The 15,276-nt window shown below is 52.9% G+C and carries 17 protein-coding genes and 1 pseudogene; 14 read left to right on the plus strand and 4 right to left on the minus strand.

Annotated features, from left to right (window positions below; genetic code table 11):
• A pseudogene (locus tag AB5542_RS19590) lies at positions 1-756 on the plus strand (NTPase); the annotation flags it as partial.
• 131 nt (positions 757-887) lie between these two features.
• Here AB5542_RS19590 and mobC read toward each other — a convergent pair.
• The 4 genes from mobC to AB5542_RS19610 form a co-directional block, all read right to left on the minus strand.
• Positions 888-2,906 carry a conjugal transfer protein MobC gene (mobC, locus tag AB5542_RS19595; protein ID WP_004291482.1) on the minus strand — a complete coding sequence of 673 codons (2,019 nt, stop codon included), beginning with the start codon at positions 2,904-2,906 and terminating at the stop codon, positions 888-890.
• 30 nt (positions 2,907-2,936) lie between these two features.
• Positions 2,937-4,184, minus strand: coding sequence for a conjugal transfer protein MobB (mobB, locus tag AB5542_RS19600; protein WP_004291483.1), 1,248 nt, complete (start codon positions 4,182-4,184; stop codon positions 2,937-2,939).
• Positions 4,163-4,591: a conjugal transfer protein MobA gene (gene mobA / locus AB5542_RS19605; protein WP_004291488.1), complete on the minus strand. Its 429-nt coding sequence runs from the start codon at positions 4,589-4,591 to the stop codon at positions 4,163-4,165. Before mobA ends, mobB begins: the two co-directional genes overlap by 22 nt.
• A 381-nt stretch (positions 4,592-4,972) precedes the next feature.
• Positions 4,973-5,137 carry a hypothetical protein gene (locus tag AB5542_RS19610; protein WP_196029218.1) on the minus strand — a complete coding sequence of 55 codons (165 nt, stop codon included), beginning with the start codon at positions 5,135-5,137 and terminating at the stop codon, positions 4,973-4,975.
• Here AB5542_RS19610 and AB5542_RS19615 point away from each other — a divergent pair.
• From AB5542_RS19615 to traM, 13 genes are all read left to right on the plus strand, one after another.
• Positions 5,136-6,062: a ParA family protein gene (locus AB5542_RS19615; protein ID WP_005783105.1), complete on the plus strand. Its 927-nt coding sequence runs from the start codon at positions 5,136-5,138 to the stop codon at positions 6,060-6,062. The two genes, AB5542_RS19610 and AB5542_RS19615, sit on opposite strands and share 2 nt — an antisense overlap.
• A 2-nt stretch (positions 6,063-6,064) precedes the next feature.
• On the plus strand, positions 6,065-6,505 hold the full coding sequence (locus AB5542_RS19620; protein WP_004291503.1) for a DUF3408 domain-containing protein: 441 nt from the start codon (positions 6,065-6,067) through the stop codon (positions 6,503-6,505).
• Between the two features lie 2 nt (positions 6,506-6,507).
• Positions 6,508-6,861 carry a DUF3408 domain-containing protein gene (locus AB5542_RS19625; RefSeq protein ID WP_004291505.1) on the plus strand — a complete coding sequence of 118 codons (354 nt, stop codon included), beginning with the start codon at positions 6,508-6,510 and terminating at the stop codon, positions 6,859-6,861.
• Positions 6,862-6,877: 16 nt separating this feature from the next.
• Entirely contained in the window at positions 6,878-7,606 is a 729-nt protein-coding gene (locus AB5542_RS19630; RefSeq protein ID WP_004304280.1) for a hypothetical protein, read from the plus strand.
• A 201-nt stretch (positions 7,607-7,807) separates the two neighbouring features.
• Positions 7,808-8,125, plus strand: a complete 318-nt coding sequence (locus AB5542_RS19635; RefSeq protein ID WP_002560983.1) for a DUF4134 domain-containing protein — start codon at positions 7,808-7,810, stop codon at positions 8,123-8,125.
• Between the two features lie 10 nt (positions 8,126-8,135).
• A complete protein-coding gene (locus AB5542_RS19640; protein ID WP_004291514.1) occupies positions 8,136-8,468 on the plus strand; it encodes a DUF4133 domain-containing protein in 333 nt (110 codons plus the stop codon).
• Positions 8,465-10,969: a TraG family conjugative transposon ATPase gene (locus tag AB5542_RS19645; protein WP_004291515.1), complete on the plus strand. Its 2,505-nt coding sequence runs from the start codon at positions 8,465-8,467 to the stop codon at positions 10,967-10,969. Before AB5542_RS19640 ends, AB5542_RS19645 begins: the two co-directional genes overlap by 4 nt.
• Positions 10,970-11,009: 40 nt before the next feature.
• Complete coding sequence (locus tag AB5542_RS19650; protein ID WP_004291516.1) at positions 11,010-11,390, plus strand: DUF3876 domain-containing protein; 381 nt, start codon at positions 11,010-11,012, stop codon at positions 11,388-11,390.
• Between the two features lie 23 nt (positions 11,391-11,413).
• A complete protein-coding gene (locus AB5542_RS19655) occupies positions 11,414-12,043 on the plus strand; it encodes a DUF4141 domain-containing protein (protein ID WP_004304283.1) in 630 nt (209 codons plus the stop codon).
• A 3-nt stretch (positions 12,044-12,046) separates the two neighbouring features.
• Complete coding sequence (gene traJ / locus AB5542_RS19660; RefSeq protein WP_004291518.1) at positions 12,047-13,051, plus strand: conjugative transposon protein TraJ; 1,005 nt, start codon at positions 12,047-12,049, stop codon at positions 13,049-13,051.
• Positions 13,052-13,082: 31 nt separating this feature from the next.
• The gene (traK, locus tag AB5542_RS19665; RefSeq protein WP_004291519.1) at positions 13,083-13,706 is read left to right on the plus strand and encodes a conjugative transposon protein TraK; all 624 of its coding nucleotides are present in this window, start codon (positions 13,083-13,085) and stop codon (positions 13,704-13,706) included.
• A gap of 6 nt (positions 13,707-13,712) precedes the next feature.
• Positions 13,713-14,021: a TraL conjugative transposon family protein gene (locus tag AB5542_RS19670; RefSeq protein ID WP_004291520.1), complete on the plus strand. Its 309-nt coding sequence runs from the start codon at positions 13,713-13,715 to the stop codon at positions 14,019-14,021.
• Positions 14,002-15,276, plus strand: a 1,275-nt coding sequence (gene traM / locus AB5542_RS19675; RefSeq protein ID WP_368243367.1) for a conjugative transposon protein TraM, incomplete at its 3' end; no start/stop codon positions are given. The genes AB5542_RS19670 and traM, both read left to right, overlap by 20 nt.

The raw sequence follows: 15,276 nt of genomic DNA on the forward strand, positions 1-15,276 counted from the left end.
AACAGAATAGGTGTAACGGATGAGGTATTTATCGAGCATTTAGCAGAGTGGAATACCGATTTGGATAAGTATATCACTAAGAACAATATTAAAGATGTAATTCCTGACGCATCTTTTTACGATTTGACCACTAAAATAAGCAATGTCCTGACCGATCATATCAATAAAATAGCGTTCGAAGCGTTGTCTGAAATAAGTGTTGATACATTATACGCCCAAAGAACAGCACATACATCATATTATTGGTTTGTCGCAATAAAACATTTACTGGCTAAAATCAAATCCTTGCCAGATAACTTGACTGAATTTGGCAAAAAGATTCTGATGGATATTGCTTCTGGAACTCAAAGTTTGAATCCTTTCCCTAATTGTTTCAAGAATATAGTTGAAAGATTGGATAAACGAAAAATTAAATCGACAGTTACCGATATAAGAAATGATTTCTGCATCGGTAAAAAGACTATCAATGCAATAAAGTTTCAATTTTTCGAAACATGGCTTAGATCGCATGGTAATTTGAAAAGTCAAGCTGGAGACGTTATTGATAAAATAGTGAAACCTGTAATTTCCGATGGGGCATGCCGTTCATTGATTCTGCAAAACAAAGATTTTTATATGGATTTAATAAATACAGCAGGGGATGATGCTTATGAATTGAAAAAGAGTCTCCGAAACCTCATACAAAAAGATTCAGATCCGCAATTGGTTAAATTTGTCAATTCGATAGATTCAGTACCTGAGGTTGAAACCGCGTAAGTATTTGTCTAACAAGTCCGAATTTTACGATTTTACCCGTCAGAACTGAAGTGCCCCCCAAAAAAATTGTATCCAACTTTTGGGGGTCACTTCAAACTTCGATAGGGATAATTTTCAATTTTGGGGACTTGTTAGACAGTCTCATTATCTGGTAGCAGTTTACACAGCACCGGATCGTTTTTGATACGCTCCAGTTCCTCCTGCACAATCTGCTTCACCTCTTCCTTGATGCGCCGGTAGTTCGCCTGCACCGTTTCCTTCATGCGGTCGTTGCCGTCCTCGTCCGTGAAGTTTGTAATGACGGGAATTTTCTTGTAGGCACTTTCTTCCCGTTTCACCTTTTCGGCATCCACCACAATCTCGCAATGAAAAATCTTCTGCTCGATACGCTCGTTGAAGTTGTCGGATACAGAACCGACAAACATTCCCTGCGTAAGCCCGGAAATCTTACTCGGTGGAATGAGCGCGTCCATCTGCGTGTTGATGGAGGTGGAAACATCCTGCCGGTTGATGGAGATGGACTGCCGTTTCTGCAACACCTTACCGAACCGCTCGGAGAGCGTCTTGGCTGTTTCCCCCACCACCTGACCGGAGAAAATATTGCCGACAGTGTTCATCACCACTTTCGCCTCTTTGTCCCCGTAGTCACGCACTAACTGGCTGAAATCCTGAAAGCCCAGACACACGGCAACCTTGTTGCTTCGGGCGGTAGCTATAAGATTGTCCAACCCTTTGAAGTATATTGTGGGCAACTCGTCGATGATGACCGATGACTTCAGCATCCCCTTCTTGTTGATGAGCTTCACGATACGGGAATTATACAGACCGAGTGCCGCACCGTAGATATTCTGACGGTCGGGATTGTTACCCACGCAGAGGATTTTCGGCTCTTCGGGATTGTTGATGTCCAGCGTAAACTCGCTGTCTGACATCACCCAGTAGAGCTGCGGTGAAATCATCCTCGAAAGCGGGATTTTTGCCGACGCTATCTGACCCATGAGCTGCTCCGCAGCCCCTCCAAGCCACGCATCCATGAACGGCGAAAGGTAGTTCTCCAGCTCCGGATAAGAGGTCAGTATCGGAAATATATCCTCGTAACGGCGGTTCAGAAACTCGATAGCATGGGGAAACGTGCAAAACTTCCCGTTCTGATAGATTTTGAGATACCAGATAATACTGGCAAACAGAATGATAGGTGACTCCACGAAGAAGTCGCCCTGCTTTTGCACCCACGTTTTATTGAGGTTGAGCATTATTGTGTAGGCACTCTCATAGGCATCCGTAATATCTTCCATAAAATCCGGGTGAATGGGATTGCACCGATGAGAGCGTCGCGGGTCGTCGAAGTTGATCACATAGAACTTCGGCTTTACCTTGTAGCCGTCCGGGTGGTTCAGCAAATGGTTGTAGGCAATAGTAGATAGGTCGGGATACTTGAAATCGTAGATGTATTGACTAAAGCCCTTTTCAATCTGTTGCTTGATAAAATTGTTTACCACGGCATAGGACTTGCCGCTGCCCGGCGTACCCAACACGATGGACGCACGGAAGGGATTAACTACATTGATCCAACCGTTGTTCCAGCGTTTCCTGTAATAGAAACGTGTCGGCAGATTGACCGAATACTCGCTTTCGATAAGCCTCGTTTCCTGCATGAAACTCTCGTTCTCGTTGTTGAAAACATCCTCCATCAAATTGTGTTTCAACAGGCGGCTCATCCACAGACCACCCATCAACAGGCAGACATAGCCCGTTCCAATGGTAAGGACATACAGTCCCGTCACCGCTTCAAGCGGCAGCGGCAGGGGCAGCAACCACCAGTTCAGGAAAAACAGCACGAACCCGACGGCAAATGCTGTCCAGATTCTCCCCCAAGTGATTTTCTCACCCTTGACACCCTTCGTACCCAGACAGGACAAGGCAAGCAAAAGGACGGAAAACAGCTTCGTGTAGAGAATGGAATGGAACAGCCCCGCCGTGCGGTCGAAGTTCAGAAGGATTTTGTCCACCACGCCGATGTTCACGCCCCACAGCCGGATGGCTTCGTAGCAGAACCAGTACACGTTCATGACCACTAAAATGATACTCACGGCACGCAGAAAATCCATGATTTTCGCCAATGCCCTCAAATCGTCTTCTTGTTGTGACATACATTGATTTTTTAATTGTTGATACTCTGATTACATACCCAAGCCCTTGCGTTTTTTCTTCTTTTTGCGCTTCATCGCCCGGATGAAAGCCTCTTCCTCGGCATCTACCGCCGGACCTTCGGGAGTGAGCAAGCCCATACCGCCCGATATATCTTCACTGTCGTAGGCGGTCTGCCCGTGTGCCTTGTCCGCAGCATCCACAGGGATGGATAGCGGTATCGGCGGTTGTCCGGCGTATGGCAGGGTGAAGTGTTCCTGCAAGGCATTCGCCGAAAGCTCCTTACCCATGCGCGAACCGTTCAGCACGCATCCCGTGCGGTGGTCGATGAAGGTAGCCCCATAGATGCGCCCTTCCTCTGTGTAGCGCAGTACGGTGTCGATGCCCTTCTCTTTGAGTTGGGATACAAATTTGTCCTTGTCATAAGTGCCTTGCAGCACGGAAAGGACGGTGCGTTTCGTCATGTCTGCCAGTTTCCTATCCTTGATTTCCGATTTGGAACGGACAAACTTCTTCTGTACGGCTTCATAGCCTGCGGACTTCCCGAAAAGCGAGGATTTGAACGGGTTGCCCACCTTGTTACCCTTGTCGTCCGTGACGGAATAGACCAGCCCGTGATACTCCCGTCCGCGCACGTTGCCCCTCGCTTCCTCCACCGTCATATTATATAAGGAAAGGAGCGCACGGTATTCGCCCATCGTCTGGAAACGGTACTGCCCATTCAGAGCCTTCACGGTGTTGCCTACCTGCTTCTTCACATCACCTGCCGATGCGGCCACCTTGCGCAACGGATTATCCAATCTCTGATTTTTACGTTCTGCCGGATGCAATCCGTACTTCTGTTCCAGTTCCCTGCGGATACGGTCGCTGCGGCGGTAGAGAAAATCCCGGTTGAGCCTTTTCCCGTTCTCGTCCACGTTGACCGTCACGATGTGCAGGTGGTGGCGGTCGATGTCCTCGTGCTTGAATACAAGATAAGGCTGGTTTCCGAAACCGAGTTTTTCCAGATACTCGCGGGCGATATTCTGCAACTCAATATCGGTCAGCACATCCTCCGGGTGCGGGTTGAGAGAGATATGCACCACCGGCTTCTCGATCTTCATCTGCGGTGGCAGGAAGGTGAGAAAACCCTCCATCGCCTTGCCTATGTCCACCGTTCCCGAACCGTCATTGTAGATGCGGTTGGTGGTGAGAAGCCGCCCCTGCGCCTCGTTAATCTTCTCCCCGTTGTAGGCAATCGCGCCGTACAACGAACTTCCTACACTGATTTTTGCGACCATTTTGCCTCCATTTCCCTTGAAAGTTCCACAATCCGGCGGCTCAGTTTCACGAGTTCGACGGTGTGTTGCTCTAATTTGTAGAGCAACGCCATCGCCTTTTTCTCTGAAAAATGCAGCCTCAGTTCCTTCACGACTTGGTTGTAATTCGTACCCACGGCACGGAATTGTGCATGAAAATCCGACAGTTTGGTGTAATAGTCCACCAACGTCTTGTCCACCTTCAGCACCTTGAACGGTTGCCCGAAGAAGTGCGCTTTGAGGAAAACAGACCGTGCATAGACACCCGATTTTCCGAACATGGCGAGGAAACGGTTGTGTTCCTCCTCGTTGAAACGGACGGTGTACCGGTACACCGCCGGATCAAGTTTGGGATTTCTCCCTGATTTGCTTTTCCTTTTCTCTTTCATATTACTTTGGATTTAGCGGATTGACGGCATAAGCCGCCGCTTCGGATTACAGCACCGCAGTTCTGAAAGGCTTCCCGACTTCGGAGGGAAAGCCCGCCCCCTGCAAGGGCAAGTGCTTTTCGTGGCTGCTCAAAATATTTTGAGCGGCTGAAAAGACATCTTGCTATGTTCAGGTGAACATAAAAATCCGTCAGGGGACGGATTGGGAAAATACCTTTCAGGACTCCGGGCCGCGCGTCATCGGCGAACCCTGCTGTCCGGGTGCAAAGTTACGCCCTTAAAGCGGTATCGGACAGATGCTTGACCCGGTCAATGACTGCCAACCGGCGCAACGTGCCGCCACTTGCCGGAGAAGTGATACAGGTTCCAAAATATACTTGTTTATTTGCAGCATGATTCAAGAAACGAACGATTTGAAGATATGATAAACGGAACATTCAAATACCCGGAAATCCGCTTCTTCGGATACTTGCCGAAACGGATACCCGAACCGTCGGAAACCCGGTTCTCCGACAATTCGGTGACGTATGGATTCAATGACTTCATGACGCAATGTCGTCAATCACCATTTGTCCGACGCACCGCTTCACCACAGAACCGGATACGCGACGACCCGCCTGCGTGTGTAGTCACGGAAGCGGATGGTGCGACAGCCAAATCCGTATGGAAACAGAAAAACAAATCATCAACAATTAAAATAAATGGAACTATGAGTAAGGAAATCTTCGTTGCATTCGCAACACAGAAAGGTGGCATCGGCAAATCCACTGTCACGGCACTTGCCGCCAGCTACCTGCACAACGTGAAAGGCTACAATGTCGCCGTCGTGGACTGCGACGACCCGCAGCACAGCATCCACGGGCTGCGCGAACACGAAATGGGGCTTATCGACAGCAGCACCTACTTCAAGGCTCTCGCTTGCGACCATTTCCGCCGGATCAAAAAGAACGCCTACACCATCGTCAAAAGCAATGCGGTGAACGCCCTCGACGATGCCGAGAGGATGATTGCCACTGAGGACGTGAAACCCGACGTGGTGTTCTTCGACATGCCCGGCACACTCCGAAGCAACGGCGTGATAAAGACGCTCTCGCAGATGGACTACATTTTCACTCCGCTGAGTGCCGACCGCTTTGTCGTGGAGAGTACCCTGAAATTCGTCACGATGTTCCGCGACAGGCTGATGACTACCGGACAGGCGAAAACAAAGGGGCTGCATCTGTTCTGGACGATGGTGGACGGCAGGGAGAGGAACGACTTGTACGGCATCTACGAGGAAGTGATAGCCGAAATGGGCTTTCCGGTACTTTCCACCCGCTTGCCCGACAGCAAGAAGTTCCGCCGTGACCTTTCGGAAGAGCGCAAGAGCGTTTTCCGCTCCACCATCTTCCCGATGGACACGGCACTGCTGAAAGGGAGTGGCATCCGGGAGTTTTCCGAAGAGATAAGCGACATCATCAGACCGCAGTGAGCATGGGCAGCAGGAAAGTGAACACGGAAGGCATCGACGAGGAACTGCTGTTAGCCTCCATCGGGCGGCGCACACAGGACGGGACACTGCGCCCCGCACAGGAAGTACCCGCAGCTGCACCGACCGAAGAGGACACCGCCGCACCGGAACCATCTCCTGTGCAACCCGTAACACGGGAAAAAGCGCAGAGGGAAAGTGGACGCCGGAAAAGGCAGGACGAGGACTACAACGAGCTATTCCTGCGCCGCAACGAGATAAAGACCCGCCAATGTGTCTATATCAGCCGTGACGTCCACGGCAAGATCCTCAGAATCGTGAACGACATCGCCGGAGGGGAAATCTCAGTAGGCGGATATGTGGATACCGTGCTGCGCCAGCATCTGGAACAGCACAAGGAGAGAATCAACGAACTGTACAAGAAACAACGTGAAGATCTGATTTGAAAATGGAAAAAGAAATGACACCGAATGAAAAAAGACCACAGCAAGACTGCGGAGGTATGTTTACCCAAGTGCAGGCGAGTGTGGAAATACTGTCGCCTGTCCCGGTAAGCGGCAAATGCAGTGAGAAGGACTATGAACGCCTGTTCATCCGCGACCCGGAAGTAAAGGCACGTGAGGGGAAGATGGCGTATGTGCGCCCGGAGTACCACGAGCGTATCATGCGTATCACCCGTGTAATCGGGCATGACCGGCTTACGCTGTCCGCTTACATCGACCATGTGCTGACGCACCACTTCAACCAGTGCGAAGATGCGATAAAGAGCCTTTATGCCCGAAATTACAATTCAGTATTCTAACCAAAAACGGAAGGATATGAATTACACAATCAGCATGACAGACATTCTGCTGGCGGTATCGGTCGGCTGCAACCTCTGGTTCCTGTTCCTGCTCCTTTACGAGCGCATCATGGACACGCGGATTGTCCGCTTCTTCAAGGGCATTGTCGGATTATGGCGGTCACTGGACGGGAATGAGGCTAAACGCATAGCGGCACACGAGGAAGTCCCTGCGGAAAAGGCGGACATCATCGGCAAGAGCCGTTTCAGGATGGCATCCACCCGGACAACCGCTGCCATACCGACGCAAGAAGCCGCCACTATTGAAAAAGGCATTGAGCTGTCGGAGGAAGAGGCTACTTTTGACGACGGAAAAACGGGAAACGCATCCCGCCCGGCACAAGTCCCGGAGGAAAAACTCGATGAGACCTTCACGAGCATACCGCCGGAGGAACTGGGATACGGGGACGACGAACCGGAAGAGGACGCCTCGGACACGCCACGGGCTTCGGGCAGCAGCTTTGACGAGATTGACGACGCCTGCAAGACCGCCAAAAACCCGGACGCGACACAGGCGGAACGTGAAAAGGCGGCTAAGGTGTTCACCGACATGGAGGGCACGGAGTTGTACGAGAAAATGATGGAAGGCTCTTCGGAGATAGGCATCCGCATCAAGGGGCTTATCGAGATTCGGCTGAAGAAATCTGAAAAGGAGTTCGTCGTGCCGGACAACATCGAGGAGTTCGACATTCGCAACTATGTATGACAACAATAAAAGAAATGAACATGAAAGAATGACATCAACCCACGCGGCGAGGAAACGCAAGGCGCATCCCCATCCGCAACGGACACGCCCACGTCCGTGGAAACAAACGGGCATCCACTAAAACCAAAGTAAAGAAACAAAGTATCAACCGCCCGACAAAGGACCATCCACCCTTTTGACGGCAAAAAACAAGAACAGTTTATGAACAAGAACATCTTGAAAAACAGAAAAGCAATCCTCTCCGCGGCACTTGTCATCGCCGCAACCGCCTCCGCTTTCGCGCAGGGAAACGGCATCGCGGGCATCAACGAAGCCACCTCTATGGTGAGTTCTTATTTCGACCCCGGAACTAAACTGATATACGCCATCGGTGCAGTCGTCGGGCTTATCGGGGGCGTAAAAGTGTACGGCAAGTTTTCATCGGGCGACCCCGACACCAGCAAGACAGCCGCCTCGTGGTTCGGCGCGTGCATCTTCCTGATTGTTGCCGCCACCATCCTGCGCTCATTCTTCCTTTAATAAATAATGTATGGCTGAATACCCAATCAACAAGGGTATCGGCCGTCCGGTAGAGTTCAAGGGCTTGAAGGCACAGTACCTCTTCATCTTCTGCGGAGGTCTGCTGGCTCTCTTCGTCCTGTTCGTCATCCTCTACATGGTCGGTATCGACCAGTGGATATGTATCGGCTTCGGCGCGGCATCGTCCTCCCTCCTTGTATGGCAGACCTTCGCGCTGAACGCCCGGTACGGTGAACACGGGCTGATGAAATTAGGAGCGGCACGGAGCCATCCCCGATACCTTATCAACCGGCGGCGGATAACCCGTCTGTTCAAACGACAACGAAAGGAAGAAAGACAATGAGGAATACATCGAAAATGACAACACTGGAAAACAGGTTCCCACTTTTAGCGGTGGAGCATGGCTGCATCATCTCAAAGGACGCCGACATCACGGTGGCTTTCGAGGTGGAACTACCGGAACTTTACACCGTGACGGGTGCGGAGTACGAGGCGATACACAGTTGCTGGTGCAAGGCTATCAAGGTGCTGCCGGACTACTCCGTCGTCCACAAACAGGACTGGTTCATCAAGGAACGCTACAAACCGGAGCTTCAGAAGGACGACATGAGCTTTTTAAGCCGCTCTTTCGAGCGTCACTTCAACGAGCGTCCGTACCTGAAACACACCTGCTACCTCTACCTGACCAAGACAACAAAGGAGCGTAACCGGATGCAGAGCAATTTCAGCACGCTGTGCCGGGGACATATCATCCCGAAGGAGCTGGACAGGGAAACCACGACCAAGTTCTTGGAAGCCTGCGAACAGTTCGAGCGCATCATGAACGACAGCGGGCTTGTCAGGCTGCGCCGCCTCTCCACCGATGAGATTGTGGGTACTGAGGGAAAGACGGGACTTATTGAACGCTACTTCTCGCTCATGCCGGAAGGTGACACCACCTTGCAGGACATCGAGCTTTCGGCAAGGGAGATGCGCATCGGCGACAACCGCCTGTGTCTGCACACCCTCTCCGACGCGGAAGACCTGCCGGGCAAGGTGGCTACCGACACCCGTTACGAGAAGCTCTCCACCGACCGGAGTGACTGCCGACTGTCATTCGCCTCCCCGGTGGGGCTTCTGCTCTCCTGCAACCATATCTACAACCAGTATGTGCTGATAGACAACAGTGAGGAAACCTTGCAGAAGTTCGAGAAGTCCGCCCGTAACATGCAGTCGCTATCTCGCTATTCAAGGAGCAACAGCATCAACCGCGAGTGGATAGACCAATACCTGAACGAAGCCCATTCCTACGGACTGACCTCGGTACGGGCACACTTCAACGTCATGGCGTGGAGCGACGATGCGGAGGAACTGAAGCATATCAAGAACGACGTGGGCAGCCAGTTGGCAAGCATGGAATGCGTGCCGCGCCACAACACCATCGACTGCCCGACACTCTACTGGGCGGCGATACCCGGCAATGCGGCGGACTTCCCGGCGGAAGAGAGTTTCCACACCTTCATCGAACAGGCGGTGTGCCTGTTCACAGAGGAAACCAACTACCGCAGCTCGCTCTCGCCCTTCGGCATCAAGATGGTGGACAGGCTCACGGGAAAACCGCTGCACCTTGACATCTCCGACCTGCCCATGAAGCGAGGTATCACGACCAACCGCAACAAGTTCGTGCTGGGTCCTTCGGGCAGCGGCAAGTCTTTCTTCATGAACCACCTCGTGCGCCAATATTATGAGCAAGGCGCACATGTGGTATTGGTGGACACGGGAAACTCCTATCAGGGCTTGTGCGGCATGATCCGACGCAAGACAGGCGGAGCGGACGGTGTGTATTTCACCTACACGGAAGATAAGCCCATCAGCTTCAACCCGTTCTACACCGACGATTACATCTTCGACGTGGAGAAGAAGGACAGCATCAAGACCCTGTTGCTGACGCTCTGGAAGTCGGAGGACGACAAGGTGACAAAGACGGAGAGCGGCGAGCTGGGCAGTGCCGTGAGTGCCTATATTGAGCGCATCCAATCCGACCGTAGCATCGTGCCGTCGTTCAACACCTTCTACGAGTATATGCGTGACGACTACCGCAAGGAACTGGCACAGCGTGACATCAAGGTGGAGAAGTCCGACTTCAACATCGACAACATGCTCACCACCATGCGGCAGTATTACCGGGGCGGGCGTTACGATTTCCTGCTCAACTCCACGGAGAACATCGACCTGCTCGGCAAGCGGTTCATCGTCTTCGAGATAGATTCGATTAAAGAAAACCGCGAACTGTTCCCCGTCGTGACCATCATCATCATGGAAGCCTTCATCAACAAGATGCGGCGGCTGAAAGGCGTGCGGAAACAGCTTATCGTGGAAGAGGCTTGGAAGGCCCTCTCATCGGCGAACATGGCTGAATATCTGCGCTATATGTATAAGACGGTCAGAAAATATTACGGCGAGGCAATCGTGGTGACGCAGGAGGTGGACGACATTATCAGTTCTCCGGTGGTCAAAGAGAGCATTATCAACAACTCGGATTGTAAAATCCTGCTTGACCAAAGGAAATATATGAACAAGTTCGACCAGATACAGGCGTTGCTCGGACTGACGGAAAAGGAGAAGTCGCAGATACTCTCCATCAACATGGCGAACAACCCTTCACGGCTCTACAAGGAGGTGTGGATAGGCTTGGGCGGCACGCAGTCGGCGGTCTATGCCACGGAGGTCAGCGCGGAAGAGTATCTGGCGTACACCACCGAGGAAACGGAAAAAGTGGAGGTTTACCGTCTGGCGGAGAAGCTGGGCGACGACATCGAAGCCGCCATCCGGCAGCTTGCCGAAAGGCGGAGAAACAAGGAATAACTAAAAAACAGAATGTATCAACCAAAAAAGAAAAACGCGTATGAATTTACCAAAAGTGAAAATGCTGCAAGTCAGCAAGTGCCTTATCGGATTGGCGGTCATGATGCTGCAATCCTGCGACGTGGCCGACAACCGCCGCGACATGCTGTGCGGGAACTGGGAGAGCGTGGAGGGAAAACCTGACGTGCTTATCTACAAGGAGGGCGAAGCCTACAAAGTGACGGTGTTCCGTCGTAGCGGTCTGCGCCGCAAGCTCAAGCCGGAAACCTATCTCTTGCAGGAGGAGAACGGCAACCTGTTCATGAACACCGGCTTCCGCATCGACGTGTCCTACAACGAGGCCACGGATGTGCTGACTTTCTCGCCAAACGGGGACTATGTGCGGGTGAAGCCGCAGCCGGGACATCCGACCGAAGAATAACAACCACTAAAATCCAAAGTAACATGAGAACAAGAATAACAATGATTATCTGCCTGTGCCTGCTTTTCGCGGGCAGGGCAAGCGCACAGTGGGTCGTAAGCGATCCGGGCAATCTAGCGCAGGGCATCATCAATGCCTCCAAAAACATCATCCATACCTCCAAGACCGCCACGAACATGGTGAGCAACTTTCAGGAGACGGTGAAAATCTATCAGCAGGGCAAGAAGTATTACGATGCCCTCAAATCGGTGAACAATCTGGTCAAGGACGCCCGCAAGGTGCAGCAGACCATCCTGATGGTGGGCGACATCACAGACATCTATGTGAACAGTTTCCAACGGATGCTCCGTGACGGGAATTTCAGACCCGAAGAGCTTTCCGCAATCGCTTTCGGCTACACGAAACTGCTGGAGGAAAGCAACGAAGTGTTGACGGAACTCAGGAACGTGGTGAACATCACCACGCTCTCCATGACCGACAAGGAGCGCATGGACGTGGTGGAACGCTGCCACTCGAAGATGAAGCGTTACCGCAACCTCGTGAGCTACTACACGAACAAGAACATCTCCGTGAGTTACCTGCGTGCGAAAAAGAAGAACGACCTCGACCGCATCATGGGGCTGTACGGGAACATGAACGAAAGATACTGGTAGCCTATGAAGTTCGACAACCTTCATCAGATTTTACGTTCACTTTATGAGCAGATGATGCCGCTGTGTGGGGACATGGCTGGTGTGGCGAAAGGCATCGCCGGGCTGGGTGCGCTGTTCTACGTCGCCTACCGGGTATGGCAGTCGCTGGCGAGAGCTGAACCGATAGACGTATTCCCGATGCTCCGTCCTTTTGCCATCGGTCTGTGCATCATGTTCTTCCCGACTGTGGTGCTGGGCACGATAAACAGCATCCTCTCACCCGTCGTACAGGGCACGGCAAAGATGCTGGAGGCGGAAACGCTGGACATGAACCGATACCGGGAGCAGAAGGACAAACTGGAATACGAGGCGATGGTACGCAACCCCGAAACCGCCTACCTCGTGTCCAACGAGGAATTTGACAAGCAACTGGAGGAACTCGGCTGGTCGCCCTCCGACATGGTGACGATGGCGGGAATGTATATCGACCGGGGAATGTACAACATGAAGAAGAGCATCCGCGACTTCTTCCGCGAGATACTCGAACTGCTGTTCCAAGCCGCCGCCCTCGTGATAGACACCGTCCGCACCTTCTTTCTCGTGGTGCTGGCGATTCTCGGTCCGATAGCCTTCGCCCTGTCGGTATGGGACGGTTTCCAAAACACGCTCACGCAGTGGATATGCCGCTATATACAGGTCTATCTGTGGCTACCGGTATCGGACATGTTCAGCACCATACTGGCGAAGATACAGGTTCTGATGCTGCAAAACGACATCGAGCGGATGCAGGCAGACCCGAACTTCTCGCTGGATTCGAGCGACGGGGTGTATATCGTATTCCTCTGCATCGGCATCATCGGCTACTTTACCATTCCCACCGTTGCGGGCTGGATTATCCAAGCCGGAGGCATGGGCGGTTACGGTCGCAACGTGAACCAGATGGCGGGACGAGCCGGAAGCATGGCGGGCAGCGTGGCGGGTGCAGCCGCAGGAAACGCAGTCGGACGTGTCGGCAAATTGCTGAAATAATCAATGTGCAATCATAAATTGGAAAATATAAATGGAATTCAAATCACTTAGAAACATCGAATCGTCGTTCAGGCAGATACGCCTGTTCGGTATCGTCTTCCTCTCGCTGTGCGCCGTGGTGACGGTGTGGAGCGTGTGGAACTCCTACCGTTTCGCAGAGAAGCAACGGGAGAAAATCTATGTGCTGGACAACGGCAAGAGCCTGATGCTCGCCTTGTCTCAGGATTTGTCGCAGAACCGCCCGGCGGAGGCACGGGAACATGTGCGCCGTTTCCACGAGATGTTCTTCACGCTATCACCTGAAAAAAGCGCGATTGAACACAACGTGAAACGTGCCTTGCTGCTGGCGGACAAGAGCGTGTACCACTATTATTCGGACTTCGCGGAGAAGGGGTACTACAACCGCATCATCGCCGGGAACATCAACCAAGTGCTGAAGGTGGACAGCGTGGTGTGCGACTTCAACGCCTATCCCTACCGTGCCGTGACCTACGCCACACAGAAAATCATCCGGCAGAGCAACGTCACCGAGCGCAGCCTCGTGACCACCTGCCGCCTGCTGAACGCATCGCGGTCGGATGACAACCCGAACGGTTTTACCATCGAGGGTTTCACCATCATTGAGAACAAGGATTTACAGACTATCAAACGGTAACAGGACATGAAAAGTATCAGAAAATCAATGTGGGGCATGTATTGGAAACTCCACGACAAACGGAAACGCTTGGCGGCAAGTCTCAAAGGGTATCTGGACGGCTTGCCGCCGGAAACACGCCGCCGCATCGTGCTGGGGATGTTCGCCGCCTTCGCGGTGCTTGCCCTTTACACCTTCGGCAGAGCCGTCTATGACATCGGCAGGAACGACGGCTCACATATGGAAACGGGACACGCCGGACGGGTGGAACTGCCGACCCCGGCGGAAACAGGCAATCACTTAACACCTTATTTATATGGAACAGACAAAGAATGAACCGACGAAAGAGAACAAAGCTGCTCCCGAAACGGGGAAACCGAAAAAGGAGCGCGAACCGCTGACAGAGGCGCAACGGCTGAAACGGCAGAAGATGATCGTGCTGCCCGCTATGGTGTTGGTGTTCATCGGGGCGATGTGGCTGATATTCGCCCCGTCCTCCGGCAAGGAGCAACCGCCGGGAACGGACGGATACAACACCGAGATGCCCGACGCTGACAAGGCGAACCGGCAGATTATCGGCGACAAGCTGAAAGCCTACGAGCATGGGGAGATGGAAGAGCGTCAGGAGAGCCGCAACCGTGCCATCGGGCAGCTGGGCGACATGTTCGACCGCGAGATAGCGGGAACGGAGAACGGAGTGGACTTCGACCTCGCCAATCCGGGCGGCAAGGAAGAAAGGGCAAAGCCAGCCACGCCGCAGACCATCCAGTCCTCCGCAGCCGCCTACCGTGACCTGAACGCCACGCTCGGAAACTTCTACGACCAGCCGAAAAACGACAATGCGGAGATGGACGAATTGTTGGAGCGCATCGCATCGCTGGAGTCGGAACTGGAAAGCGAGAGGGGCAAGGCTTCCTCTATGGACGAGCAGGTGGCTCTTATGGAGAAGTCCTACGAGCTGGCGGCAAAGTACATGGGCGGTCAGAACGGAGGACAGCCATCGGCGGAACAGAGGGCAGAGCCAACTACCGTGCAGAAAGGGAAGAAGAACAAGGCAATGCCTATCAGACAGGTGGAGCATCAAGTAGTTTCTTCACTCTCACAGCCTATGAGTAACGCGGAGTTTGTCGCCGCCTTATCGCAGGAACGCAACCGGGGTTTCAACACGGCTGTCGGCACGGCGGAGGTATTGGACAGGAACACCATACCGGCGTGCGTGCATGGGGCGCAGAGCGTGACGGACGGGCAGACGGTAAGGCTGCGCCTGCTGGAGCCTATGGCGGTGGCAGGCAGGACAATACCCCGGGGTGCGGTGGTGGTCGGCACGGGCAAGATACAGGGTGAGCGGCTCGACATCGAGATTACCTCGCTGGAATACGACGGCACGATTATCCCCGTGGAGCTTGCGGTCTATGACACGGACGGACAGCCCGGCATCTTCATCCCGAACTCGATGGAGATGAACGCCGTCCGGGAGGTCGCCGCCAACATGGGCGGCTCGCTGGGAAGCAGCATCAACATCTCCACCAATGCCGGGGCGCAGCTCGCCTCCGACTTGGGCAAGGGGCTGATACAAGGCACGAGCCAGTAC

Source organism: Butyricimonas sp. RTP31003st1_G1_RTP31003_210430 (assembly GCF_040920905.1).
Classification (GTDB): domain Bacteria; phylum Bacteroidota; class Bacteroidia; order Bacteroidales; family Marinifilaceae; genus Butyricimonas; species Butyricimonas paravirosa.